We start from the raw sequence: 24,600 nt of genomic DNA, 5'->3' as shown, positions 1-24,600 counted from the left end.
GGGGAGGGCGGCCGCATGAACATTATTCTTCTAGGACCGCCTGGCGCCGGCAAGGGCACCCAGGCCCGGCTGCTGGTCGAGCGTCGTGGCATGGTTCAGTTGTCGACCGGAGACATGCTGAGAGCCGCACGCAAGTCAGGAACCGAGATGGGTCGACGTGTGGCTGAGGTGATGGACCGGGGCAACCTAGTCACCGACGACATCGTCATCGGTTTGATCCGGGAACGTCTTCTGCAGGGGGGGCTCGGCGGAGGGGTTATTTTTGACGGCTTCCCACGCACTTTGGCTCAAGCCGATGCACTGGGTGACATGCTGGACGCCGAGGGCATGCAGCTCGATCATGTGATCGAGATGCGCATCCATGATGATGAGGAACTGGTGCAGCGCGTCTCGGGGCGTTCGACCTGCTCCAACTGCGGAGAAGTCTATCACGATGTAACCAAGCCTGTGCCGGGTGATGGTCACTGCGTCAAATGTGGCCAGACAAGCTTCACCCGGCGAGGGGACGATAACGCAGAGAGTATGCGGACCCGTCTTTTCGCTTATTATAAGGATACGGCAACCCTTGTCGGATATTACCACGTCAAGCGGCTGCTTCGTCCGGTCGATGGATTGGGTGAGATCGATGATGTCGCGGGGCAGATCGACAGCCTCTTGGGACATGCGCCGTCGGAGTTGCCAGTGTCGCAGCATGCCTGATGGCGTGCGCGTGACGTCGGCCCTTGACGTTGCGCATCTTTGCCTTTAGGACGCCCCATCCTAGCCGGGAATCGCCGGTTCTGGACGGTCTTCTATGGCATAGTCCAGACCTGATCACCTTTGAGGAGCAGCCTCATCCGGAGGGGCTGCAGTTGTGAGAAAAGGCTCCGGTACCACGGAGCCGCAACGAAAGGACCACTCACGTGGCACGTATCGCCGGGGTCAACATCCCGACCAAGAAGAGGGTTCCGATTGCCCTCACCTACATCCACGGCATCGGCCCAGCCAATGCCAAGGAAATCTGCGCCGCCGTCAAGGTGGACGAGGCCCGTCGCGTGGACACGCTAAGTGACGCCGAAATCTTGGCGATCCGCGAGCATATCGACGCCAACTACGTGGTCGAGGGTGATCTCCGTCGCGAAACGACGATGAACATCAAGCGGCTCATGGACCTGGGTGCGTATCGTGGACTGCGCCATCGCCGCAACCTTCCGGTTCGTGGTCAGCGAACGCACACGAACGCACGGACCCGCAAGGGCCCGGCCAAGCCGATCGCCGGCAAGAAGAAGTAAGGGGTAGACAGACATGGCTCGTGATACCCGCCGGGGCGGCAAGAAGAAGGTTTCGAAGAACATCGCAGCGGGCGTGGCCCATGTGAATTCTTCGTTCAACAATACCAAGATCCTGATTTCGGACGTGCAGGGCAACGCCATCGCTTGGTCGTCGGCTGGCACGATGGGCTTCAAGGGGTCGCGCAAGTCGACGCCCTACGCTGCCCAGATGGCTGCCGAGGATGCCGGTCGTAAGGCTCAGGAGCACGGCGTCAAGACCCTCGAAGTCGAGGTTCAAGGTCCGGGCTCCGGACGTGAATCGGCGCTCCGTGCGCTTGCGGCAGTTGGTTTCGCCATCACCTCGATCCGCGACGTCACGCCGATCGCGCATAACGGCTGCCGCCCGCCGAAGCGTCGTCGCGTCTGACGCAGCCGCATAACCACGGGCGGGGTTGCGCATGGGCGCGGCCCCGTTTCGCTGTTTCTAAGTCAACCTCGGGAGTGGAGCCTTGTTGGACATGAAGGGCACCGCGAGAATGGAGGGACGCATGATCCATAAGAATTGGTCCGAGCTCATCAAGCCGCAACAGCTCGATGTTCGTCCCGGCAACGATCCGCAGCGCCAGGCGACCCTGGTTGCCGAACCCCTAGAGCGGGGCTTCGGTCTCACGCTGGGCAATGCGCTCCGCCGCGTGCTGCTGAGCTCACTGCAAGGTGCGGCAATCGTGTCTGTGCAGATCGACAACGTTCTGCATGAATTCTCGTCAGTGGCGGGGGTCCGTGAGGATGTCACCGACATCGTCCTGAACCTCAAGGGTGTGGCCATCCGCATGGATCTGGACGGGCCCAAGCGTCTGACCGTGCAAGCCAAAGGTCCGGGCGCTGTGACCGCTGGTGACATCTCCGAGTCGGCTGGCATCGAAATCCTGAACAAGGACCACGTGATCTGCCACCTTGACGAAGGGGCGTCGCTCTACATGGAGCTGACCGTCGCGACGGGGAAGGGTTACGTGTCTGCGGACAAGAACAAGCCCGAAGATGCGCCAATTGGTCTGATCCCGATCGATGCGATCTATTCGCCGGTCAAGAAGGTCAGCTACGACGTCCAGCCGACGCGCGAGGGGCAGGTGCTGGACTACGACAAGCTGACCATGCGAATCGAAACTAACGGGGCTCTGACCCCGGACGATGCAGTCGCGTATGCCGCGCGCATTCTTCAGGACCAGTTGTCGATCTTCCTCAACTTCGAGGAGCCCGAGTCGGCCACGGCCGGCGCGCTCGAGGACGGCCTGGAGTTCAACCCGCTTCTCCTTAAGAAGGTGGACGAGCTGGAACTGTCGGTGCGCTCGGCCAACTGCCTCAAGAACGACAATATCGTTTATATCGGCGATCTGATCCAGAAGACCGAGGCCGAGATGCTGCGGACGCCCAACTTTGGACGGAAGTCGCTGAACGAGATCAAGGAGGTGCTCTCGGGCATGGGTCTCCACCTCGGCATGGAAGTCGAGGATTGGCCGCCCGAGAACATCGAGGATCTGGCCAAGAAGTTCGAGGACCAGTTCTAAGACTGACCGGATCGTTGCTGTCCTGCCCGGCGGGCGGGGCAGCGTGATCTAATCTGTCGGGCGTTCTGCCCCAATAAGGTGAGCAGCCGTACGAGAGGCTGCCGGACAAAGCAAAATCGATAGGAAAACATCATGAGACATGGCAGCGGCTACCGCAAACTCAACCGCACCCACGAACACCGCAAGGCGCTCTTCGCCAACATGGCGGGCTCGCTCATCGAACATGAGCAGATCAAGACCACGCTTCCCAAGGCCAAGGAGCTGAAGCGCGTGATCGACAAGCTGATCACGCTCGGCAAGCGTGGCGACCTGCACGCCCGCCGTCAGGCGGCCGCGGCGCTGAAGCAGGACATGCATGTTCAGAAGCTGTTCGCTGTTCTGGGCCCCCGTTACCAGGAGCGTCAGGGTGGCTACTGCCGCGTGCTGAAGGCCGGCTTCCGCTACGGCGACATGGCGCCGATGGCGATCATCGAACTCGTGGAGCGTGACGCTGCGGCCAAGGGTGCCGCCGACCGTGCGCGGCTCGAAGCTCTGGACGGCGCAGAAGCGTAAGCTCTTCGACGGACAGAACGATCCAAGGCCCTGCCCTCACGGGTAGGGCTTTTCTTTTGGGAACATAGCTTCGAACACGAGATTCCACAAAAGAACCGGAGGCCTAACACAATTTCAGGTTGACGTGGCCAAGTCCGAGAACACAGAAAGCGAGCCATGTCCCTTCAGTCCGAAATCGACCTGCACACGCGCAAGCTCGCAAGGATGGCTCCAAAGGGATTCTTCTTTGCGCTGCACATCCGCTTCGCCATGCCGCTGATCAACCTCCAGACCTATCCGCAGGGTTGGGTGGACCTGTACACGGAGCAGGCTTACGCGCTGCGCGATCCCATCATTGCCTGGGGCTTCTCAACGAACGGCATCGCACGTTGGAGCGAAATCGGGATTCCCGACCCGTTCAACGTCCTGGGCCAGGCGAGGGACTTTGGAATGATCTACGGCGTAGCGGTGTCTGTAGGCCCGATGAAGTCCCGCACCATTGCCACCGCGTCGCGCGATGACCGCGAGTTCAAGGATGAAGAGATGAGCGCCTTCGCTGCCGTTATCTCTCATCTCCATGACGTCACGGAACCTCCGACATCGATCACTCCGGCTCAGATCGAGGCTTTGCGCTGCATCGCTGCGGGCCATCGTTATGCCGCGGCGGCCGCCAAGCTCGGAATATCCGAGTCGGCGCTCAAGGCGCGTCTGGCGGCTGCCCGGGAAACCTTGCTGGCCCGCACCACTGCGGAGGCAATCCAGCGAGCCAAGGACTACCGGCTGATCTGACCCCAAGGGACAGACCTGCGGGGGAGGAAAGGCACATCACCACCCCCCAAGGAGCCGTCCCATGCACAGCACGACCCTGTCCTTTGCCAACATGCACAACCACGGCGAACTGTTCGCCAACATACTTCGTGCGAGACGCGAAAGTTTCATCGTTCGCAACCGCTGGAACCTGCCAGAGACGATGGGCATGGAGTTCGATCAGTATGACACGCCCGTGTCACGCTGGCTTGCTGTTCACGACGACACGGGCCAAGTCCTCGCCGGCGTGCGCCTGACCCCCACGACGGCCCAGTGCGGAATCTATTCTTACATGATCCGTGATGCTCAGCGTGGGCTCCTAGAGTCGATCCCGTCGGATCTTCTCTACAAGGAGGCGCCCGTAGCGGAGGGCGTGTGGGAGGTGACCCGTGGCTTCGTGAAGGCCGACATCCCCGCCGAGATTCGCCAGAAGGTCCGCATGAAACTGGTGCTGCAGATGCTCCGCACCTCACGCGAGGAGGGCATCCGAACCATGCTGGCGCTTCTTCCGGTGAACTGGGACCGTTGGGCCGCGCGCTGCAAACTCGAGATGAGGGCTGCAGGCCGGGAGATGGACATGGGCGGCATTCTTTACCAGGCGGTCTGGATCGACTTCGCCGGTCAGCTTCATTGACCTGTGCATCGCTGGCGCATGGCCCTATGCTGCGCGACATGTCCGACCTATTCGATCTGGCCCCCCAAGAAGAGGGGGGCCCCTCAGCCGCTCCGCGCCCCCTGGCCGACCGCATGCGCCCTCGACGCCTGGAGGATGTCGTTGGCCAAGATCATCTGCTGGGGACCGAGGGACCGATCGGGGCCATGCTGTCGTCGCGCAGCCTGTCGTCGCTTATCCTCTGGGGGCCGCCAGGGGTGGGCAAGACGACCATCGCCCGTCTCCTGGCCAAGGAGACGGACCTGCACTTCGAGCAGATCAGCGCCATCTTCACCGGGGTGCAGGACCTGCGAAAGGTCTTCGATGCCGCCCGGCTCAGGCGTCGGCAGGGTCGGGGCACACTGCTCTTTGTGGACGAGATCCACCGCTTCAACCGCGCCCAGCAGGATGGCTTCCTGCCTCTGATGGAGGATGGGACGATCGTCCTTGTCGGAGCCACGACGGAGAACCCGAGCTTCGAACTCAACGCCGCGCTCCTCAGCCGCGCACAGGTTCTCACGCTGCATCGCCTGACGCTCGCGGATCTGGAGCGGCTCACCCAGCAGGCCGAGAAGGAACTGGCCCGACCTCTGCCTCTCCAGGTTGCCGCACGCGAGGCGATGCTGGAGATGGCGGACGGGGACGGGCGCGCACTTCTGAACCTCATTGAGCAAGTGGCATCCTGGCGCGTCCAGGGGTCTCTTGACACCGCCGCGCTGGCGGGCCGCCTCCGCCGCCGGGCATCCAACTACGACAAGAGCGGCGACGGGCATTACAACCTCATCTCTGCGCTCCACAAGTCGGTGCGCGGCTCCGATCCCGATGCGGCGCTCTACTGGTTCGCGCGAATGCTCGAGGGCGGTGAGGATCCGCGCTTCCTCGCGCGCCGTATCACGCGCATGGCAGTGGAGGACATCGGCCTTGCCGACCCACAAGCGCAAGCGGTCTGCATCGATGCCTGGAACACCTACGAGCGACTGGGTTCTCCCGAAGGTGAGCTCGCCCTGGCGCAGGCGGTCATCTACTTGGCGCTCGCTCCCAAATCGAATGCGGCGTACTCGGCCTATAAGGCCGCCCGCGAGGCAGCGCGCCGGACGGGCTCGTTGGCGCCTCCAATGCATATCCTGAACGCGCCCACGAGGATGATGAAGGAGCAGGGGTTCGGCTCGGGGTATCAGTACGACCATGATGCCGAGGACGCCTTTTCGGGGCAGGAGTACTTCCCCGAGGGCATGAAGCGGGGCGTCTACTACGTCCCGGTCGATCGAGGCTTCGAGAGAGACCTGCGCAAGCGCGTCGACTTCTTTGCTGGCCTGCGTGGGCGCCGCCAGAAGGGCTGATGCCCGGTGCAATTTCGTTCCCTGGGCCATCCGCGCGGCTTGGGCCGGTTGACACTGGCGGCGCGCGACCCAAGAAGCCCAGCATGACCTATGCCCTTCCTTTCGTAGCCCTGGGCGGCGCGCTTGGCGCCACCTTGCGCTACCTTGCCCTCCTGGCTTGGCCTGCCCCTTGGGGCACGCTCGCGATCAATGGGGCGGGCGCGCTCCTGATCGGGCTTCTGGCCGTGCCTCTCCTCCTGTCGGAGCGGGGGCTTCACCCGCTGGCGCCGTTCCTGGTCACCGGCGTGCTGGGGGGCTTCACCACCTTCTCCGCGTTCTCTCTCGACACGCTGCGGCTCATCGAGGGGGGGCGGATCGGAGCGGCGGTGACTTACGCGGGCGGCTCGGTCGCCCTGTCGCTCGGTGCCTGTGCGCTGGGCCTTTGGCTGGGGAGACTGGCATGAGCGGCGTTCAAACCTTGATCGTGGGCGAGGGCGAAGGGGACCAGCGCCTCGACCGCTGGCTTCGCAAGCGCTTTCCCCACCTGACCCAGGGAGCCATTGAAAAGATGCTCCGCAAGGGCGAACTCCGGGTGGATGGCGCACGCGCGATCTCATCGACCCGGGTGGCCGAGGGGCAAACCGTGCGGGTGCCGCCGCTGCCCGACATCGACCAGCCTGCCCCACCCGCCTCGCGACTGGCCAGAGGGGACGAGGCAATGATCCAAGCCGCGGTCCTGTGGAAGGACGAGCACATCATCGCGCTCAACAAGCCGCCGGGCCTTCCCTCTCAGGGGGGCTCGGGGCAGGGCGACCGCCACGTGGACGGCCTCGCCCCGGCCCTGATGTTCGGCTACAAGGAGCCGCCCAAGCTCGTTCATCGCCTGGACAAAGATACCTCCGGCATCCTGCTGCTCGCCCGCACCGATCGCGTCGCGCGTGGGCTCTCCGAGGCGCTGCGCCACCGCAACGTTCGCAAGATCTACTGGGCCGCCGTTGCGGGCGTGCCCTATCCCCGCGCGGGCACGATCAAGTTTGGCTTGGTCAAGGAGGGTGGCCGTGGTGACGAGAAGATGCGCTGCATCCATCCCCGTGAGGTGGACGCGACCCCGGGGGCCAAGCGGGCGGTAACCGAGTTCCTGACGGTCGAGAACGCCGGAGGCCGCCTCTCATGGGTGGCCATGCAGCCCGTAACGGGGCGGACGCACCAGCTTCGGGCCCACATGGCCGAATTGGGGCATCCGATCCTGGGCGACGGAAAGTACGGCGGCAGCGCGCAGGAAAATCTCGGTGATGGCTGGGGGGCGGGCATTGGCGGAGACCTGTCGCGCAGGCTACATCTTCACGCCCGCACCCTCATCATCGAGCATCCGATCACCAAAGCCATGCTGACGCTCACCGCACCCCTGCCGGCCCACATGAAATCCACTTGGGACTTTCTGGGCTGGGACGAGAAGGACGCTCTGCTCGATCCGTTCGAGGACCGGGAATGAGCGGCTGGACATTAAAGCGCTTCTGGACCGATGTCGCCGTCGTGGCTGAGGGGGACGGCTTTGCCGTGACCCTCGACGGACGGCCGGTACGCACCCCGGCCAAGGCCCATCTCGTTGTGCCGACCCGTGCTTTTGCCGAAGAGATCGGGCGCGAATGGGCCGCACAGGAGGGGACGGTCGATCCGAACGCCATGCCGGCCACGCGATTGGCCAACGCCGCCATCGACAAGGTGAGCACGAGCCGGGTCGAAGTGGTGGACATGCTCGCCTCGTATGGCGCGTCCGACCTCCTGTGCTACCGCGCGGAGGGCCCCGAAGCGCTTGTTGAGCGGCAAAGGGCCGGGTGGGACCCCCTGCTGGCCTGGAGCGCCGAAGCGCTTGGGGCGGATCTTGCGACGGGCCGGGGTGTGATGCCGGTGGAGCAGGCCGACGGCGACCTTGCCCGCCTGCGCGAACTCATCGACGAGATGGACCCCTTCACCCTTGCCGCCTTTCACGATCTGGTGGCGTTGTCCGGCTCTCTGGTGCTCGCGTTCGCGGTCGCGCAGGGCCGCCTGTCCGCCCTGGAAGCCTGGCAGCTTTCGCGGATCGACGAGAACTACCAGATCGAGGAATGGGGCGAGGACGAGGAGGCGGCCGAGGTGGCCTCCCTCCGACGCGCGGCGTTTCTGGACGCCGCACGCTTCCATGCCCTGCTCACCCCTCGCTCTCCACGGGCCTGATGCCGTGAAAGCGAGCCAAGGCTGGCCGGGATGGGGTCCACCCTTCGCTTGCCGTGATGAAAGGCTTGACCAGGCTTGATGAAACCGCCGACAAGTTGAGGCAGTCGGGCCCTTGGCCCCGCCGCTCCGTCACCATGCCGAGGGCGGCCCACAAAAAAGCACGCCCGGACTCCCGGCGCGCGACAACGGGAAGGAATGCTGATGAAGAAATCCGTACTGCTGGGAACGCTGACGCTGGCCGGGCTCGCTGGGGTGGCTCAAGCCGCGACCCTCGACGACGTCAGGGGCCGCGACGCGTTGAACTGCGGCGTGAACCCCGGCCTCACTGGGTTCGCCGCCCCCGATGCGAGCGGCAAGTGGCAGGGCTTCGACGTCGATTTCTGCCGCGCCGTGGCCGCCGCGACGCTGGGTGACCCGGAGAAGGTTAATTACATCCCGCTTTCGGGCGAGACGCGCTTCACCGCATTGGCGGCTGGCGAGGTCGATGTCCTCGCGCGGAACTCCACCTGGACCTATTCGCGCGACACCGACCTCAATCTCGATTTCCCGGCGGTCAACTACTACGACGGCCAAGGCTTCTTGGTGCCGCGCGCGCTTGGTGTGACCTCGGCCAAGGAGTTGGACGGCGCGACGGTGTGCATCCAGACCGGCACCACGACCGAGCTGAACCTTGCGGACTTCTTCCGCGTCAACGGCATCACCTACGAGCCCGTGCCGATCGCCAACGACGCCGAAGGCCGCCAGCAGTACCTCGCGGGGGCCTGCGATACCTACACGACGGATGCCTCGGGACTTGCCTCGGTCCGGACCACCTTCGAGACGCCCGACGATCACATCATCCTGCCCGAGATCATCTCCAAGGAGCCCCTAGGGCCGGCCGTGCGCCATGGCGACAACGACTGGGCCGATATCGTCCGCTGGACTTTCAACGCTCTCGTGGCCGCCGAAGAATTGGGCGTGACCTCCGCCAACGTGGCCGAGATGGCCGCCGCGCCGACCGAGAACCCGGAGATCAACCGTCTCCTCGGGACCGAGGGCGAGTTCGGCGCCATGATGGGCCTCGAGCCGCAATGGGCCGTGCAGGCCATCCAGGCTGGCGGCAACTACGGCGAGATCTTCGAGCGCAACCTCGGAGAGGCGACCCCCATCGGTCTGGCCCGTGGACTGAACGCGCAGTGGACGCAGGGCGGTCTGCTCTACACCCCGCCGTTCCGCTGATCCTTGGACGGAGGCGCCTAGCGGCGCCTCCGCTTCGTCCGAGCGCCGGTCAACAGGATGGGAACGCCGCGCATGACCATTGCCGCTGAGCCGCCGCGACGCGCCTTCAGGCCGGGCCAGCTTCTTTACGACACACGGTACCGGGGGATCACCATCCAGGTGGTCGCCTTGATCCTTCTTGTGGCGCTCATCGCGTTCCTTGTCCGAAACCTCGTCGTGAACCTTCACGCGCTGGGCAAGGACTTCGATTTCGGCTTTCTCGGCAACCGCGCCGGCTACGACATCGGGCAGACGCTGATCCCCTATACCAACAACGACAGCCACGCGCGGGCGGCGTTGGTGGGTATCCTGAACACCCTGCTTGTTGCCGGGCTGGGCTGCGTCACCGCCACGGTCCTGGGCGTTTTGGCGGGCGTTCTACGGCTGTCCAAGAACTGGATCGTCTCGCGCCTGATGACCGTCTATGTCGAGGCGTTCCGGAACGTGCCCCTGCTGCTCTGGATCGTGCTCGTCTACGCCGTGCTGAGCGAGGCCACGCCGGCCCCGACCGCCTTTCGGGGCGAGGACGCGGAAGCATCCAAGCTGTTCGGCCTGATCGCGTTCACCAATCGCGGGACTTACATTCCTTCGCTGGTCTGGGGCGAAGGCGCCTCGACGCTGGGCGTAGTGCTCGTGCTCTCGATCTTGGCCGCACTGGTCTGGCGGGCTTTTGCACGGAGGCGGCAGGAGGCGACGGGCCAGCCGCTCCCGGTTCTCTGGGTGTCGCTCGCCCTTCTCGTGCTGCCCTTCGCCCTGACGTTCCTGCTCCTCGGCGCTCCGCTGACGCTTGATGTGCCGACGATCCGCGAAACCGGGATCGCTCGGTTTAATGGGGGGATCAACGTCCTGAACTCCCTCGTGGCCCTGTGGATCGCGCTCGCGCTTTATACCGGCGCATTCATCGCCGAAATCGTCCGGGGCGGCATCCTGGCGGTCTCGAGGGGACAAAGCGAAGCTGCCTTTGCGCTGGGCCTGCGTCCGGGGCGGACCATGCGGCTGGTGATCCTGCCCCAGGCCCTTCGAGTCATCATCCCACCCCTCATCTCGCAATACCTGAACCTGACCAAGAACTCCTCGCTCGCAGTGGCGGTCGGCTATGCGGACGTTCGCGCGACCCTGGGCGGCGTCACCATGAACCAGACCGGGCGCGAGCTCGAAAGCATCCTGCTCCTTGGCCTGTTCTACCTCGTGGTCAGCCTGATCATCTCGGGCGTGATGAACATCTACAACCGTCGCATCGCCCTCAAGGAGCGCTGATGTCCGACCTTGACGCCCAGACGATCGCCTATGCCCGCGACACGATGCTTCCGCCTGCGCCGCCCCCGCGCCGCGAGGCCGGGGCCGTTCGATGGGTTCGCGAAAACCTGTTCTCCGGCCCGCTCAACATCATCCTGACCCTCTTGGCGCTTTGGCTCCTCTGGGCGGCGCTCCGCGACGTGCTGCCCTGGGCCTTTCGGGGGATCTGGCGCGCCGACAGCGTGAGCGAATGCCGGACCATCCGCAACGAGCTTTACGGCGAAGGCGTCTCCGCCGCCTGCTGGGGCGTGATCCGGTCGCGCTGGCAGCAGCTCGTCTTCGGCTTCTACCCGTCGTCCGAGCTGTGGCGTCCGCCTCTTGCCCTGATCGTGTTCCTGCTCGCGATCCTGCCGGTCCTGTTTGCGAACCTGCCGCGCCGGTTGCTGTGGCTGGCGCCAGCGGCCCCCTTTGCCATCGTCTGGCTCCTTTGGGGCGGCCCCATCTGGGGGCCAGTCGCGGCGGCGCTGGGGTTCGTCCTGGCCTGGGTGGTCTGGAAGGCGCTGGCGTCGCGGGGCCTGCTCGTGGCCTTTCTGGGGGCCCTGGTCGTATCGGTCCTCTACTGGGCCTTCCTGGCCCGCCCCTTGGCGGCGGCGCTGACGAGTATACTCCCTCTGGGCCTCACCCCCGTGAGATCGGCGGACTTCGGGGGCTTCACCCTGTCCATCGTCATCGGGCTTTCGGGCATCTCCCTGTCGCTTCCGCTGGGCGTGCTCCTCGCGCTGGCCCGGCGGTCCGAGATGTTCATCATCTCCAAGATCGCAGTCATCTACATCGAGGTGATCCGGGGCGTGCCGCTGATCGTCTGGCTTCTCGTGGCGCAGGTGCTGCTCAACTACTTCCTGCCGCGGGGCACGAACTTCGACATCCTGCTCCGGGTCATCATCATGGTGACGCTCTTTGCCGCCGCCTACATCGCCGAGGTCATCCGGGGCGGCCTCGCCGCTCTGCCGCGCGGGCAATACGAGGCGGCCGATGCCCTGGGCCTGGGCTACTGGCAGGCCATGCAGCTGATTGTCCTGCCGCAAGCTCTCAAGATTTCGATCCCCGGGATCGTCAACAGCTTCATCGGGTTGTTCAAGGACACCACGCTGGTGTCCATCATCAGCCTGTTCGACCCCATGCGCATGTCGTCCACCATCCGCGCCACGACGGAGTGGGGGGGCATCTACTGGGAGCTGTACATCTTTGTCGCCGCCGTGTTCTTCGTGTTCTGCTTCGCCATGTCCCGTTATTCCATCTGGCTCGAGCAGCGGCTCGAGCGCAGCCACCGCTAGGAGGTCCTCATGACCGACGCCGCGCTTGCCGCTCCTCCTCCCGTGTCGGGCGAAGTCGCCGTCCAGATCTCGGGCATGAACAAATGGTACGGGCAGTTCCACGTCCTGCGGAACATCGACCTGACCGTCTATCGCGGGGAACGGATTGTGATCTGCGGGCCGTCCGGGTCGGGCAAGTCCACGCTGATCCGCTGCATCAACCGTTTGGAGGAGCATCAGGCGGGGCAGATCATCGTGGACGGAACAGAGCTGACCTCCAACCTGAGGAACGTGGACAAGGTCCGGTCCGAGGTCGGGATGGTGTTCCAGCACTTCAACCTGTTCCCGCATCTCACCGTGCTCGAGAACTGCACCCTGGCCCCCATCTGGGTCCGCAAGATTCCCAAGCGCGAGGCCGAAGCGACGGCCATGGAGTTCCTGCGCAAGGTCCGCATCCCCGAGCAGGCGGGCAAGTATCCCGGCCAGCTCTCGGGCGGGCAGCAGCAGCGCGTGGCCATTGCCCGGTCGCTCTGCATGAAACCCAAGATCATGCTGTTCGACGAGCCGACCTCGGCCTTGGATCCCGAGATGATCAAGGAGGTTCTCGATACCATGATCGAACTCGCGCAGGATGGGATGACCATGCTTTGCGTGACGCACGAGATGGGCTTCGCGCAGGCCGTCGCGAACCGCGTCATCTTCATGGACCAAGGCCAGATCGTGGAGCAGAACACGCCGCGCGAGTTCTTCAACAACCCACAGTCCGACCGGACCAAACTGTTCCTCAGCCAGATCCTCGGGCACTAGCCGAAGCCGAACGGGTCGGCTGCGGCCGTAGTGGAACCGCTGTCATCTGACTGAGCAGAGCCGACAGGACTGGCCCGTGCCGATTCCAGGCCTCGGAGCCCCTCGCTGAGCGGTGCGCCCAATCCAGCCCTGTCGTCCCCCGATGAGCCTCAGGTCAGATCCGAGGGCACCGCAAAGGCCGTCACGGTGCCCGACGCTTCCTCCAGATCGGCCCATGAGCCGAGGTCGAAGGTCAGCGCCGCGACTGCAGTGGTGGGGAAATCCACCCATCGGGAATGCGCCGGCACCTCCCTCGCCAGATAGTCCGCGAGGCCACCGATGCCGGGGTTGTGCCCAATCAGGGCCACCGCGTCGCGATCCGCCCGGGCCAGCACCCGCAGCATGGCGTCGGGCGGCGCGTGGTAAAGCTCGGCTAGGTGGGAGACCAGCGGCGGCTCGGGCCAATGCGGAAGCATGAGGTCAAGCGTCTCGCGCGTCCTTATGGCGTCCGAGCAGAGCACCTGTGTCGGACCAAGGCCCTTTTCGGCAATCCATCGGCCCATGCGGGGCGCGTCGCGCCGCCCCCGCTTGTTCAGCGGGCGCTCGTGGTCGGGAAGATCGGGGGCACCCCAATCGGATTTGGCGTGGCGAATAAGAACAAGGGTCAGTGTCATGCCGGGTGGAACGCCTTCATGTGGAATGCGGATTGATCGGGGCGGCGGCGGTAAGCTCCAACGGGGCAGGCGCGACGAACCTTGCACCCCAAGGACAAGCAGGTCTGACCTGCAGCGGATTCGAGTTCCTCGTGGCAGGCCTGAACGTCGTAACGATCGGCCGTGAGCGCGCGGACCGGGCAGGCGCCGAGGCAGGGTTTCTCGACACAGGCGCCGCAGGGGTGTGGGGCCATGACCGAGGGCGCGGCCCCCTCCAAGGCGATCGCGCCCCGGAACGAGATCCAAAGTCCCGCCTCGTCATGCACCAAGAGCCCCACGGGTGACGGCCAGCAGCGGCCCGACCGGCGGGCCCAGTCGGTGAACGGCCTCCAGGGCGGCCCTGCGAAGGGGAACACAGCCTTGGTTCCCATGGTGCAAGCCAGCCGTCCGATCACCCGCCGCGACCATCGGTCAAGGGCATCGGGCCTGCCGTCCTGCATCTCTGGAGACTCCGAGAACAGGGGCCAGAAGCGGGGCTCGTCGGGAGACAGCAGGGCGACCGAGCGGAAGCGATCGGGCAAGCCGTCATCAGGCGCGAGCGGGGCCACCCCGGAAACGACAAGGCCACTCGCATGGGCGGCCTCGTCGAGGAGGGCGCCCCCGGCGGTCATCGCCGCTTGGGCCAGGTCTCGGGCGCGGGGCCCCGGATGATGGAGCCCGCGCCGTAGTCGGTGAACAACTCGATCAGCGCGGCATTGGGCAATCGGCCATCCAGGATCACCACCGCTTTCACGCCCGCCTCGATGGCGGCGAGGGCAGTCTCCACCTTGGGGATCATGCCGCCCTTCACGACTCCGGTTTCGATCATCCCACGGAGTCGCTCGGCGCCGAGCTGGGTCACAACCTCGCCGTTCTCATCCTTCACGCCCGCCACGTCGGTGAGGAGGAGCAGTCGGTCGGCCTGGAGCGCCCCAGCGATGGCGCCGGCCGCCGTGTCGCCATTGACGTTGAAGGTCTCGTTCTCGGCCATGCCGGTCGCAACGGGGGCCACAACCGGGATGATGCCCGCCAGATAAAGGTCGCGGATGACCTGAACATTCATTTCGACCGGGCGGCCCACGAAGCCCAACTCGGGATCGTCCGCGACGCAAACCATCAGGTCGTCGTCCTTGCCGGACAGGCCCACCGCCCGCCCGCCTGCATCGTTGATTGCCTGAACGATTCGCTTGTTGACGAGGCCGGACAGGATCATCTCGACCACCTCGACAGTGGCCTTGTCAGTGACGCGCTTGCCACGGACGAACTGCGACTCGATGCCCAGCTTGTCGAGCATGGCGTTGATCATGGGTCCGCCGCCATGCACCACGACCGGGTGGATGCCCACCATGCGCAGCAGCACCATGTCCGAGGCGAACTGCGCCATGGCAGCATCGTCGCCCATGGCATTGCCGCCGAACTTCACCACGACGACGGCGCCCGAATAGCGCTGCAGATAGGGCAGGGCCTCGCTCAGGGTGCGGGCGGTGGCGATCCAGTCGCGCTTCATAGGGCTCCTTTCCCGAGCGGCTCAGCTGATGCCAGCGATGATGGCCCGGAGCGTCGCGATCCCGTCGCCCGTCTCGGACGAGGTCATCACCAGTTCCGGATAGGCGGCAGGGTGCTTCTGCAGCGCCGCCCGGACCTGTTCAAGAACCTTGTCGCGGTCGCGTGCCCCGATCTTGTCGGCCTTGGTCAGCACCGCCTGGAAGGTCACGGCGGACTTGTCGAGAAGCGTCAGGATCTCCTCGTCGACCGCCTTCACGCCATGGCGTGCGTCGATCAGGACGAACGCGCGCCGAAGGGTCGAGCGGCCCTGCAAATAGGACTTGAGCAGGGCCTGCCACTTGGCCACCACTGCGACCGGTGCCTCGGCATAGCCATAGCCGGGCAGGTCCACGAGATAGTGGCTTTCACCCAGGGTGAAGTAGTTGACCTCCTGCGTACGGCCCGGCGTGTTTGAGGCGCGCGCAAGGGCTTTGCGGCCCGTCAGGGTGTTGATGAGGCTCGATTTCCCGACGTTGGAACGGCCCGCGAAGCAGACCTCGGCCCGGTCGGCAGAAGGCAGGCCCTGCATGGCGACCACGCCTTTGAGGAACTCCACCGGCCCGGCGAACAGGAGCCGCCCGGCCTCGATGGCGTCGGCGTCGGGGGCCTCGGCCTCAGGGAAGGGCAGGGCCATCACTTGCCCTTGCGTGGCGCGTCGGAGCCGGCCGCCTTCGGTGTCCGCCGCAGGAGGTCCTTCACGTTCCCGAACACGTTCGGGGTGACCCCGTGGCTCCTCATGATGAGGTATTGCTGCACGAAGGTGATCGTATTGTTCGCGATCCAGTACAGCACCAGGCCGCTCGCGAAGCCGCCCAGGGTGAACATGAAGATCCACGGCATCCAGGCGAAGATCATCTTCTGCGTCGGGTCCGGGGGCGCGGGGTTCAGCCGCTGCTGAAGCCACATGGAAATGCCGAGAAGGATCGGCAGCACGCCCAACGAGAAGATGAAGAACAGCGACCCGGGCTCGGGCGTGTTCCAGGGGAGAAGGCCGAAGAGGTTGAGGATCGACGTCGGATCAGGGGCGGACAGGTCGCGAAGCCACCCCACGAAGGGGGCATGGCGCAATTCGATGGTGACGAAGATCACCTTGTAGAGCGAGAAGAAGATCGGGATCTGGATCAGCACAGGCAGGCATCCCGACGCCGGGTTCACCTTATTGTCCCGATAAAGCTTCATCATCCCCTGCTGAAGCGCCATGCGATCGTCGCCCGTGCGCTCCTTGAGCGCCTCGATCTCGGGCTGGAGCTCGCGCATCCGGGCCATGGAACTGTAGGATTTCCAAGCCAGCGGCAGAACGAGGGCCTTGATGATGAAGGTCAGCCCGATGATGGCGAAGCCCATGTTTCCGATCAGCACGTGCAGATGGTGCAGGAGCCAGAATATCGGCTTGGTCAGGAACCAGAACAGGCCCCAGTCGATGGATTCGACGAAGCGGTCCACGCCCGAGTTCTGGTAAGCGCGGATGGTCTCCCATTCCTTCGCTCCGGCGAAGACGCGGTTCTCGATTGTGATCTGCTCGCCGGGGGCGACGGTCTGGGCCTCTTGACGGGCAAAGGTTTGGAACACCTCGCTGTTGGGCAGGAACCGGGCCACAGAGTTGAAGGGCAGACTCGACTGGGGGATGAGCTGGGTCATCCAGTAGGCGTCGGTGAATCCGACCCAGCCGCTCTGGGCCACGTCCAGGGACTCCTGTCGCGAGCCGTCCTGCGCCGCGTCGAGGTCGCTCATGTCGTCGTAGTCGATCTCCTGGAGCTCGCCATCCGACATGCGCACAACGCCTTCGTGGCGGATATAGGCCGCCTGCGTGGGTTCCCGTCCGTCGCGGGCTATGAAGGCGTAAGGCGACAGTGTGGCCGCGGCCTCGCCCGTATTGGCGACCGTGTCCTGGACCGTGAACATGAACTTCTCGTCCACGCTGATGATCCGCGTGAACAGCAGGCCCGCGCCGTTGTCCCAGGTCAGCGTCACGGGCGCGGCGGGGGTCAGCGTGGCTACGACCTCTCCGGGGATGTCACGCTCGGTCGGCTCGGCTTGGTTGTCCGAGGCCTGCGCGGTCGGCTCTGCTCCGTCCGACAGGGCCCAGACCGTGTCCGGGCCTGGCACGGCCTCGGGGGCAAGACCCTGGCCCGCCGACCAGCCCTGGACGACATAGTAGGGGAAAGTCGATCCCTCGGGTGTCAGAAGCTTCACCAGTTCCGGGGCGTCCACCGTGACCCGATAGCCCTTTAGAGAGAGGTCATCGAGCCGTGCGCCGCGAAGCGACAGGGAGCCGGTGACAGAGGGCGTGTCGATGGCAACGCGCGCCACATCGGTCGTTGGCACCGCTTCCTCGGCGGCATCCGCCGCGACGGCCCCGGCTTCGTTGGCATCCGGAGCGGCGACCGCCTCGGGAACCGTTTCGGCACTGACCGTCGAGGGATCAGGCGTGGGGGCCTGCTCCTCCGGGGGGAAGATGAGGAACCAGACCAAGATGACGACGAAGCTGAGCGCCGTCGCCAGGATGAGGTTCTTGTTCTGGTCGTCCATGGGATCGTCCCCGTCGTGACACGTTTGGGCGCTTCAAGACCCGAGTGCGGGAAAGGTCAAGCGGTTTCGCCTGCGCATCATGACCGCAGGCCTGCCCAAGAGCGAGCAGGCTGTCCGGTCCAAGATACCAGTGGCGTCACACCTTCGTGTAAGGCCGATGTTTCGCCGAGCCCGTCCAGCCTTGATGCGGACCGGGTCGCCGCCCCCGCTCAGACCAGCCGGAGCTGCCGAGCCGAAGTCGGGGACCTGTTCTGCTTTTCCCAGGAGCGGATCCACTCCAGTGTTTCGGCAAAGGGCATCGGGCGGGCAATGCCGAAGCCCTGGAGGTGCCCGCAGCCCAACTCGATCAGCTTGGCGCGCTCCCCCTCGGTCTCGACCCCTTCCGCCAGGGTGTCGAGACCCAGGCGTTCGGCCATGGTCAGGATCGCCGCGACCATGCGCTGCTGCTCCTCGTCCTCGTCGATGCGGGTCACGAAGCTGCGGTCGATCTTGATCCGCTCGATGGAGAACCGCCGGATCGACGTGATCGAGGCATGTCCCGTGCCGAAATCATCGAGATCGAGACAGCAGCCGATCTGCGCGAGCCCCGCAAGGTTGCGAATGACCACGTCGTCGGACCGCGAGGCCACCACCGTCTCGAGAACCTCGACCACCAGGCGGTCGGGCGACAGGTCGAAGCGGTCAAGCTCCCAGCCGATGTGGTCGAGCAGCCCGGGATTGCAAAGCTCTGTGCTCGAAAAGTTGACGCCGACACGCGGGATGTGAATGCCATGGGCCTCCCATTCGCGCAGGGCGGTCAAGGCGCATTTCAGCATCACATCGCCCAAGCGCGGCATCAGGCCCGCCTGCTCCACGGCAGGCAGGAACTCGGCCGGGGGGATCAGGCCGCGGGCCGGGTGCATCCAGCGGGCCAAGGTCTCAAAGCCGGTGATCGCGCCGGTGCTGGATGAGACCTGCGGTTGGAAGAAGCCCGCGATCTCACCCCGCTCCAGGGCGCTGGCGACCTCCTGGGCCAAGCCCCCTCGCGCATCGACGCGGATGCGCATGGCTTCGGAGAAGCTGCGGATCGCCGCTGGGCCACCCCGCTGCGCTTCCACCAAGGCCACGGTGGCGGCTTGGAGCAGCGCCTCCCCTGTGGGGTGTTCGAGCCGTTCGGGCAGGGCCAGGCCGATGCACACCGTGGGATGCAGGGTGAATTCGCCAAGCGCGATGGGCTCGGCCAGAGTGCGCTGGATGCGTCCGGCGACCTGTAGGGCAGCCTCTAGGTCAAGCCCCTGCGGTGCAGCCAAGACGACCGCAAAGGTCGGCCCTTCGATCCGCGCCGTGAGGTCCGCATCGCGCATGGCGAGCCGGAGCCGGTCGGCCGTTATCCTCAGGATCCGCTCGAGTCCGGAACGGCCGTGCGCGGCCTCGATGTGCTTGATGCGGTCGATCTCGATCACCAGCGCGGCTGCCGAAGAGCGGCCCCGACCGGTCGAGCCCAGGCCGGAGTCCAAGGCCGCTACGGCGTCGCCCCGATTGCCAAGGCCGGTCAGCGGGTCCCGCTGTGCCTGTGCCGCAGGCGTTGGGGAAAGCTTGGACAAAAGGAAGGCCATCGGGAAGGCCAAGATGAACGCCAGGGCCCCGCTTCCGCCATCGATATTGAACACCACGAACGCCAGGACGGGCACGACGCACAGGAAGGGCCGTTCGCGCAGCATGCGCGCAAAGCCGGCCAAGCGGATGGCGACAGGCATCAGGCAACGTCCCTCGCGACAGGCTGTGTCTGGCGCAAAGGAGTCGCGCCAAGCCGGTGTCGACCTTAGTCGCAGGACTGTGAGCGCCGGGTTAACGCAACGTGGGGACGAGCGGCTTGCCTGTTTTCTCAGCCTTCTCACCGTCGTTCCGCATCAGACCGGCGAAATCGAACAGCGCGGGGTCGAGCAGGTGGGAAGGCCGGACAGTGGTCAGGGCCCGGAACATCGTTTGCCGGCGGCCGGGGCTCCGTCTCTCCCAGTCATCCAGAAGCGCCTTGATCTGCATGCGCTGCAGACCCTCCTGGCTGCCGCACAGGTCGCAGGGTATGATCGGATAGTTCATGGCCCGGGCGAACCGCTCGCAATCCGCTTCGGCGGCGTGGGCCAGGGGTCGTAGCACGAAGAGGTCGCCCTCCTCGTTCAGGAGCTTGGGCGGCATCGTCGCCAGCCGGCCACCATGGAAGAGGTTCAGGAAGAACGTCTCCAAGATGTCGTCCCTATGGTGGCCCAGCACCACGGCCGAGCAACCCTCCTCGCGGGCGATCCGATACAGGTTGCCGCGACGCAGCCGCGAGCAGAGCGAACAGTAAGTCTTGCCCTCGGGAATCTTGGAGGTCACGACCGAATACGTGTCCTGATACTCGATCCGGTGGGGCACCCCCATCCGCTCCAGGAACTCGGGCAGCACGGTGGCCGGAAAGCCCGGCTGGCCCTGGTCGAGGTTGCAGGCCAGAAGCTCCACCGGCAACAGGCCGCGCCATTTCAGCTCGTGCAGGATGGCTAGGAGGGTGTAGCTGTCCTTGCCGCCGGATAGGCAAACCAGCCAGCGGGTTCCCGGCTCGATCATGCCGTAACGGTCGATGGCCTCGCGCACGTCCTGCACGAGACGCTTCCGCAGCTTGCGAAACTCCGTACTCTTGGGCGCGCCTGCAAAAAGCGGGTGAATGTCATCGGGGCTGTCGGTGATGGCGTCGTCGAGCATGTCGGACCTCCGGAACGTGCCGGTCCTAGCCTCAGTCGGGCACGTCGTCCACGCCGAACCCGCCCCAAGGATGGCATCGCCCCAGTCGCCGCAACATGAGCCAGCCCCCTTTCAGTGCCCCATGTCTCTCTAAGGCCTGCAGAGCATAGGCCGAGCAGGTGGGCGTGTAGCGACAGTTGTGGCCCACATAGGGGGACAGGAGCATCCGGTAGGCGCGCACGGGCAGGGCCAAGACCCAGGCACCAAAGGTCACGGCGTCCGGTGCACGCGCGACAATGCGCGCGAAAGATCGTCCAGGAGTTGCTGGAAGGGGAGAGCAGCCGTGACCTTGGGGCGGCCGATCAGGACATAGTCCCAGCCGTCCTGGCCTTCCGCCAGAAGAACGGCACGCGCCACCTCTCGCAGCCGGCGCTTGGCGCGGTTACGGGCGACGGCATTGCCGACCTTCTTGGAACAGGTGAAGCCCACCCGGACCCCTTTGGCCTCACCGTCCGAACGGACACGGGCCTGAAGGGTGAAGCCGGGCGCAGGGGCACGCAAAGCCTGGGAGGCGCGCACGAAATCGGCGCGCTTCGTCAGGATCTGCGCGCGCGGGCTCAGGCGCAGAGAACCTTGCGGCCGCGCGCGCGGCGGCGGTTCAGGACGGCGCGGCCGTTCTTGGTCGCCATACGGGCGCGGAAACCATGGCGGGCCTTGCGCACGCGGTTCGAGGGTTGAAAGGTGCGTTTCATGTCGCGAACTCCTATGGCGCGACCGGGCCCATCCGACCCGCGCGCATCATTCGAAGCCCGTCCCATAGTGGCGGGACTTTTCCCTGTCAACGCGCCGCAGGTCATTTGCTGGACCTGCATCGCGGTTGCGGGGTTATGGAAGGACGACCTACACGAATTCGCGAGCGCGCCCTAGATGCGAGGCAGATTGTTGAGGCTCGGGCCATGCTGAACTCGCTCTCTGGGCGGTTCCTGATCTTGACGGTGGCCTTCGTCATGCTGGCGGAGATCCTGATCTTCGTGCCGTCCGTGGCCCGCTCGCGGCTCAACTACCTCGAGCTGCGACTCGAGGCGGCCCAGATCGCGTCGCTGGCGCGGGTGGCCGACGATTCGCTCGACGAATCGCTCGAACGGGAGCTTCTGGAGAATGCCGGCGTCTACAACGTCGTGCTGCGGCGGGACGAGTTCCGCCAGCTTGCGCTGTCGTCGCCCATCCCCGCGCCGATCCACGCCACCTACGATCTGCGCAACGCCACGGCCATGACGGTGATCCGCGATGCCCTCGCGACCTTGGCCGACCCCCAGCGGCGGATCATTCGAGTCATCGGCAGCCCGGTCCAAGAGGGGGGGCGGCTGATCGAGATCACCTTGGAGCAAGGGCCCCTGCGCCGCGAGATGATCGAAGACGGGCTGCGCGTCCTCACGCTCTCGGCCGTGATCACCATCCTGACGGCGGGGCTGCTGTTCCTGGCGGTGCGCGTGCTGCTCCTGCGGCCGATCAACGGGGTGGTCGGACACATGCGGGCCTATGCGGCGGCGCCCGAGGACGCGCGGCTTATCATTGAGCCCACCGCCTCCGTCACCGAACTGCGCGAAGCCGAGGAGGCGCTTCGAAGCATGCAGACCCAGCTCACCGGCGCTCTGCGGCAGCGGGCGCGGCTTGCCCAACTGGGCAGCGCCGTCGCCAAGATCAGCCATGATCTGCGAAACATCCTGGCTTCGGCGCAGCTCTTTGCCGACAGGCTGGAAGAGACCGAGGATCCGTTGGTCCGGCGCATGGCACCCAAGATCGTGGCGTCCCTGTCGCGCGCGATCTCCCTATGCGAATCGACCCTGGCCTTCGGGCGGGTAGAGGAGCCGCCGCCGCGCCTGACCCGCGTGCCCCTGGCCGCCATCGTGTCCGAAATCGTCGATGGGGAACGGTTGGCGGCAGGGGAAACCGACATCTCCTTCTCCGAGAACATACCCGCCGGCCTCACGGTGCGCGCGGACGGCGAGCAGCTGTACCGTGTGATCCTGAACCTCGTGCGGAATGCGCGTCAGGCCATCTCAGCAAGCGGCAAGCCAGGAGAGATTGGTCTTTCGGCCGACGAGGATGACGAGGCTTGGTGGATCTTCGTCACCGACACGGGGCCCGGCCTGCCTCCGCGTGCGCGGGAGCATCTCTTCCAAGCATTCCAGGGAGGCGCCACGAAAGGCGGGACAGGCCTTGGGCTCGCCATCGCGAGCGAGATCGTACAAGGCCATGGGGGCCGGCTGGAGTTGCGCCGGTCGGATGTGCGGGGCACCGAGTTCGCGATTCGCCTGCCCAAGGAGAACGCGCAGCTCGCTCCTCTGCTTCCCCTCGAAGAATCCCCGGCGCTGGAGCAAACCAGCCCGCCTGCCCATCCGCATGGGGGCACGGAGGCGGCGGAGTAGGGCGGCGTAGCCGACTATGCGAACCTTGCGGCAAGCACCCGGGTCGTGCGGAATGGCACTTGCCAAGCCCTGCGGGCACAGTTACATCGCCCCCACTCTGCCGCGCGCTGGTAGCTCAGTTGGATAGAGTACTTGACTACGAATCAAGGGGTCGGGGGTTCGAATCCTCCCCAGCGCGCCAGAGTTTTCCGGAGATCTCCGAGAGCTTAGCCATTCAGGGCGCACCGGCTGACCCAAGGCAGCCTGCTTGGGTGCGGTCCGATTTATAGTGCCGCTACCTGTTGCAGGACTAGCTTTCTGCCCTGCGTTTCGTGCGGGCGCGGTAGAATCCCGGAGTTGGCAGGAGCGTTCGAGATCCTGGCCAATCAGGTAGACGGGAATGAGCAGATCTGAGCCGCCGTGGCGTGAGTGAGGGGCTTAAAGGGTAAGCCGCCCGGCTGCTTCGGAACAGTGACGAGCTCACCGGGAACTTGGCTTCGATCTCCAGTCCTGCAAGGGCGGATGGTTGGCTAGGGATCAAGGCCGACCCGCGGCCAAGATGTCCTGAGGGTATTGTCTGGGCAATGGACTCGTCCGTCTGTTCCGACTTGTCGTGAAGTCCTTGTCAGAGCGAACAGATCGCTCCACCCGCTTAGGGGTCTGAGACATGACCACTCCCCTTTCCTTGTCACGCCGCCAAGGCCGCCCTCACGGTCAAGGGTGAAGGGGCTCGAGTGCGCGCCGATGGACGCAGTGAGGCTGGATTTAATCAAATCGGGGTATTGTTCCGCCCTCTCGCTGGCACTGATCGCGGCGATCAACGAGGACGGAACGTGATCCTGGGGTTTGGTGGAGAAGGTGATCCCTATAAAGATCGTCGGGCCCGGCGACATAAGTGCCGAGCCCGACGTAAGATGTAATCTGGATCGGCCTCTTAGAGGAGGAAATCCGTATCGGAAAGCTGGGTGACGTGGCTCAGGTCCAGCTTGAAATCGGCCTTTCCATCACCGTTCACATCGCCCGAGAGAACGCCATCGGAGAAGCGGAGCTGTCCAGCGACCTTCGAGAAGCGGGCATCGTCGATGAAATCGAAGTGCTGGTTGCCCATGCGCTTCGTGTTGGCATCAATTCCGGAGAGATCGAGGGTATCAACGCCTACTTGGAAGTCGCTGATCACGTCGTGTTGCGTGCCTTTACCGATCTCGGACGTCCACTCGAAGACGAAGTGGTCAGCCCCAATGCCGCCCTTCAGGACATCGGCGCCGGCGCCGCCACGAAGGACATCATCTCCCGTGCCCCCGATGAGAGTATCCCTCCCCGCGCCGCCGGAGAGTTGGTCACGACCAGAGCCGCCATCGAGGCGATCGTTTCCATCTCCGCCAAAGAGCTTGTCGGTGCCGTCACCCCCCTTGAGGCTGTCGTTGCCGATGCCGCCGACCAAGCTGTCGTTGCCGTCACCGCCTTCGAGGAGATCGTTGCCTGCCCCGCCATCCAGGCGGTCATTGCCGTCTCCTCCATAAAGCTTGTCGTCCCCAAAGCTACCTTTCAGGATGTCATGACCGTTCCCGCCATTCAGGCGATCATTGCCTTGGCCCCCGTCGAGAGCATCGTTGCCTGCGCCACCGGAGAGGGTGTCATTCCCTCGACCGCCGCCCAGAGTGTCGTTGAGGGCGCCCCCCGTAATGGTGTCGTTTCCGGCCGTGCCTACGGAAACTACGGGCGTGGGATCGACCGGGGTGGGGTCGACCGGAGTGGGGTCAACCGGGGTGGGGTCAACCGGAGTGGGGTCAACCGGCGTT

At 65.1% G+C, this 24,600-nt stretch carries 27 protein-coding genes and 1 tRNA gene; 17 read left to right on the top strand and 11 right to left on the bottom strand.

The window, feature by feature from the left end:
- Nucleotides 1–15 precede the first annotated feature (15 nt).
- From FHG66_RS18535 to FHG66_RS18465, 15 genes are all read left to right on the top strand, one after another.
- Nucleotides 16–699, top strand: a complete 684-nt coding sequence (locus tag FHG66_RS18535) for an adenylate kinase (protein WP_139078542.1) — start codon at nt 16–18, stop codon at nt 697–699.
- Nucleotides 700–902: 203 nt separating this feature from the next.
- On the top strand, nt 903–1,271 hold the full coding sequence (gene rpsM / locus FHG66_RS18530) for a 30S ribosomal protein S13 (RefSeq protein WP_139078541.1): 369 nt from the start codon (nt 903–905) through the stop codon (nt 1,269–1,271).
- A gap of 13 nt (nt 1,272–1,284) precedes the next feature.
- A complete protein-coding gene (gene rpsK, locus FHG66_RS18525) occupies nt 1,285–1,677 on the top strand; it encodes a 30S ribosomal protein S11 (RefSeq protein ID WP_139078540.1) in 393 nt (130 codons plus the stop codon).
- Nucleotides 1,678–1,798: 121 nt separating this feature from the next.
- Entirely contained in the window at nt 1,799–2,815 is a 1,017-nt protein-coding gene (locus FHG66_RS18520; protein WP_139078539.1) for a DNA-directed RNA polymerase subunit alpha, read from the top strand.
- Between the two features lie 132 nt (nt 2,816–2,947).
- A complete protein-coding gene (gene rplQ / locus FHG66_RS18515) occupies nt 2,948–3,367 on the top strand; it encodes a 50S ribosomal protein L17 (RefSeq protein ID WP_139078538.1) in 420 nt (139 codons plus the stop codon).
- Between the two features lie 156 nt (nt 3,368–3,523).
- On the top strand, nt 3,524–4,135 hold the full coding sequence (locus FHG66_RS18510; RefSeq protein WP_139078537.1) for an autoinducer binding domain-containing protein: 612 nt from the start codon (nt 3,524–3,526) through the stop codon (nt 4,133–4,135).
- Between the two features lie 61 nt (nt 4,136–4,196).
- Complete coding sequence (locus tag FHG66_RS18505) at nt 4,197–4,787, top strand: acyl-homoserine-lactone synthase (RefSeq protein WP_139078536.1); 591 nt, start codon at nt 4,197–4,199, stop codon at nt 4,785–4,787.
- 38 nt (nt 4,788–4,825) lie between these two features.
- Nucleotides 4,826–6,145, top strand: coding sequence for a replication-associated recombination protein A (locus FHG66_RS18500; RefSeq protein WP_139078535.1), 1,320 nt, complete (start codon nt 4,826–4,828; stop codon nt 6,143–6,145).
- 83 nt (nt 6,146–6,228) lie between these two features.
- Entirely contained in the window at nt 6,229–6,588 is a 360-nt protein-coding gene (locus FHG66_RS18495; protein ID WP_139078534.1) for a fluoride efflux transporter FluC, read from the top strand.
- Nucleotides 6,585–7,616 carry an RluA family pseudouridine synthase gene (locus FHG66_RS18490; RefSeq protein WP_139078533.1) on the top strand — a complete coding sequence of 344 codons (1,032 nt, stop codon included), beginning with the start codon at nt 6,585–6,587 and terminating at the stop codon, nt 7,614–7,616. The genes FHG66_RS18495 and FHG66_RS18490 overlap by 4 nt, the downstream gene beginning before the upstream one ends.
- Complete coding sequence (locus FHG66_RS18485; RefSeq protein WP_139078532.1) at nt 7,613–8,338, top strand: ATP12 family chaperone protein; 726 nt, start codon at nt 7,613–7,615, stop codon at nt 8,336–8,338. The genes FHG66_RS18490 and FHG66_RS18485 overlap by 4 nt, the downstream gene beginning before the upstream one ends.
- A 201-nt stretch (nt 8,339–8,539) precedes the next feature.
- A complete protein-coding gene (locus FHG66_RS18480) occupies nt 8,540–9,556 on the top strand; it encodes an amino acid ABC transporter substrate-binding protein (RefSeq protein WP_139078531.1) in 1,017 nt (338 codons plus the stop codon).
- A 72-nt stretch (nt 9,557–9,628) separates the two neighbouring features.
- Nucleotides 9,629–10,852: an amino acid ABC transporter permease gene (locus FHG66_RS18475; RefSeq protein WP_139078530.1), complete on the top strand. Its 1,224-nt coding sequence runs from the start codon at nt 9,629–9,631 to the stop codon at nt 10,850–10,852.
- Nucleotides 10,852–12,165, top strand: a complete 1,314-nt coding sequence (locus FHG66_RS18470) for an amino acid ABC transporter permease (protein ID WP_139078529.1) — start codon at nt 10,852–10,854, stop codon at nt 12,163–12,165. Before FHG66_RS18475 ends, FHG66_RS18470 begins: the two co-directional genes overlap by 1 nt.
- A gap of 9 nt (nt 12,166–12,174) precedes the next feature.
- Nucleotides 12,175–12,951: an amino acid ABC transporter ATP-binding protein gene (locus FHG66_RS18465; protein ID WP_139078528.1), complete on the top strand. Its 777-nt coding sequence runs from the start codon at nt 12,175–12,177 to the stop codon at nt 12,949–12,951.
- A 149-nt stretch (nt 12,952–13,100) separates the two neighbouring features.
- Here FHG66_RS18465 and FHG66_RS18460 read toward each other — a convergent pair whose 3' ends face one another.
- The 10 genes from FHG66_RS18460 to rpmH all read right to left on the bottom strand — a co-directional run bounded on the left by FHG66_RS18460 (nt 13,101) and on the right by rpmH (nt 21,145).
- Entirely contained in the window at nt 13,101–13,604 is a 504-nt protein-coding gene (locus FHG66_RS18460; RefSeq protein ID WP_139078527.1) for a SixA phosphatase family protein, read from the bottom strand.
- Nucleotides 13,601–14,254, bottom strand: coding sequence for a ferredoxin (locus FHG66_RS18455; RefSeq protein WP_139078526.1), 654 nt, complete (start codon nt 14,252–14,254; stop codon nt 13,601–13,603). The genes FHG66_RS18460 and FHG66_RS18455 overlap by 4 nt, the downstream gene beginning before the upstream one ends.
- Complete coding sequence (argB, locus tag FHG66_RS18450; protein WP_139078525.1) at nt 14,251–15,129, bottom strand: acetylglutamate kinase; 879 nt, start codon at nt 15,127–15,129, stop codon at nt 14,251–14,253. Before argB ends, FHG66_RS18455 begins: the two co-directional genes overlap by 4 nt.
- A 21-nt stretch (nt 15,130–15,150) precedes the next feature.
- A complete protein-coding gene (gene yihA / locus FHG66_RS18445; protein WP_139078524.1) occupies nt 15,151–15,801 on the bottom strand; it encodes a ribosome biogenesis GTP-binding protein YihA/YsxC in 651 nt (216 codons plus the stop codon).
- Nucleotides 15,801–17,696, bottom strand: a complete 1,896-nt coding sequence (yidC, locus tag FHG66_RS18440; RefSeq protein WP_139078523.1) for a membrane protein insertase YidC — start codon at nt 17,694–17,696, stop codon at nt 15,801–15,803. The genes yihA and yidC overlap by 1 nt, the downstream gene beginning before the upstream one ends.
- A gap of 209 nt (nt 17,697–17,905) precedes the next feature.
- A complete protein-coding gene (locus tag FHG66_RS18435; protein WP_139078522.1) occupies nt 17,906–19,432 on the bottom strand; it encodes a putative bifunctional diguanylate cyclase/phosphodiesterase in 1,527 nt (508 codons plus the stop codon).
- Nucleotides 19,433–19,523: 91 nt separating this feature from the next.
- Nucleotides 19,524–20,414 (bottom strand): tRNA 2-thiocytidine(32) synthetase TtcA, encoded by an 891-nt coding sequence (ttcA, locus tag FHG66_RS18430; protein WP_139078521.1) that lies wholly within the window; start codon nt 20,412–20,414, stop codon nt 19,524–19,526.
- Nucleotides 20,415–20,445: 31 nt separating this feature from the next.
- A complete protein-coding gene (gene yidD / locus FHG66_RS18425) occupies nt 20,446–20,667 on the bottom strand; it encodes a membrane protein insertion efficiency factor YidD (RefSeq protein ID WP_139078520.1) in 222 nt (73 codons plus the stop codon).
- Nucleotides 20,664–21,020, bottom strand: coding sequence for a ribonuclease P protein component (gene rnpA / locus FHG66_RS18420; RefSeq protein WP_246082680.1), 357 nt, complete (start codon nt 21,018–21,020; stop codon nt 20,664–20,666). Before rnpA ends, yidD begins: the two co-directional genes overlap by 4 nt.
- Nucleotides 21,011–21,145: a 50S ribosomal protein L34 gene (gene rpmH / locus FHG66_RS18415; protein WP_037277473.1), complete on the bottom strand. Its 135-nt coding sequence runs from the start codon at nt 21,143–21,145 to the stop codon at nt 21,011–21,013. The genes rnpA and rpmH overlap by 10 nt, the downstream gene beginning before the upstream one ends.
- 204 nt (nt 21,146–21,349) lie before the next feature.
- Between rpmH and FHG66_RS18410 the strand changes: the two genes are divergently transcribed.
- Complete coding sequence (locus FHG66_RS18410; protein WP_139078518.1) at nt 21,350–22,822, top strand: sensor histidine kinase; 1,473 nt, start codon at nt 21,350–21,352, stop codon at nt 22,820–22,822.
- Nucleotides 22,823–22,926: 104 nt separating this feature from the next.
- Nucleotides 22,927–23,003 (top strand) — tRNA-Arg (locus FHG66_RS18405).
- A 732-nt stretch (nt 23,004–23,735) separates the two neighbouring features.
- Here the strand turns inward: FHG66_RS18405 and FHG66_RS23010 are convergent.
- Nucleotides 23,736–24,485 (bottom strand): calcium-binding protein, encoded by a 750-nt coding sequence (locus tag FHG66_RS23010; RefSeq protein ID WP_425471760.1) that lies wholly within the window; start codon nt 24,483–24,485, stop codon nt 23,736–23,738.
- Nucleotides 24,486–24,600: the final 115 nt, after the last annotated feature.

Source organism: Rubellimicrobium rubrum (assembly GCF_006152115.1).
In the GTDB taxonomy this organism is placed as follows: Bacteria; Pseudomonadota; Alphaproteobacteria; order Rhodobacterales; family Rhodobacteraceae; genus Rubellimicrobium; species Rubellimicrobium rubrum.
The sequence above is the reverse complement of the archived record's forward strand: the minus strand, read 5'-3'. Positions and strand labels throughout refer to the sequence as shown.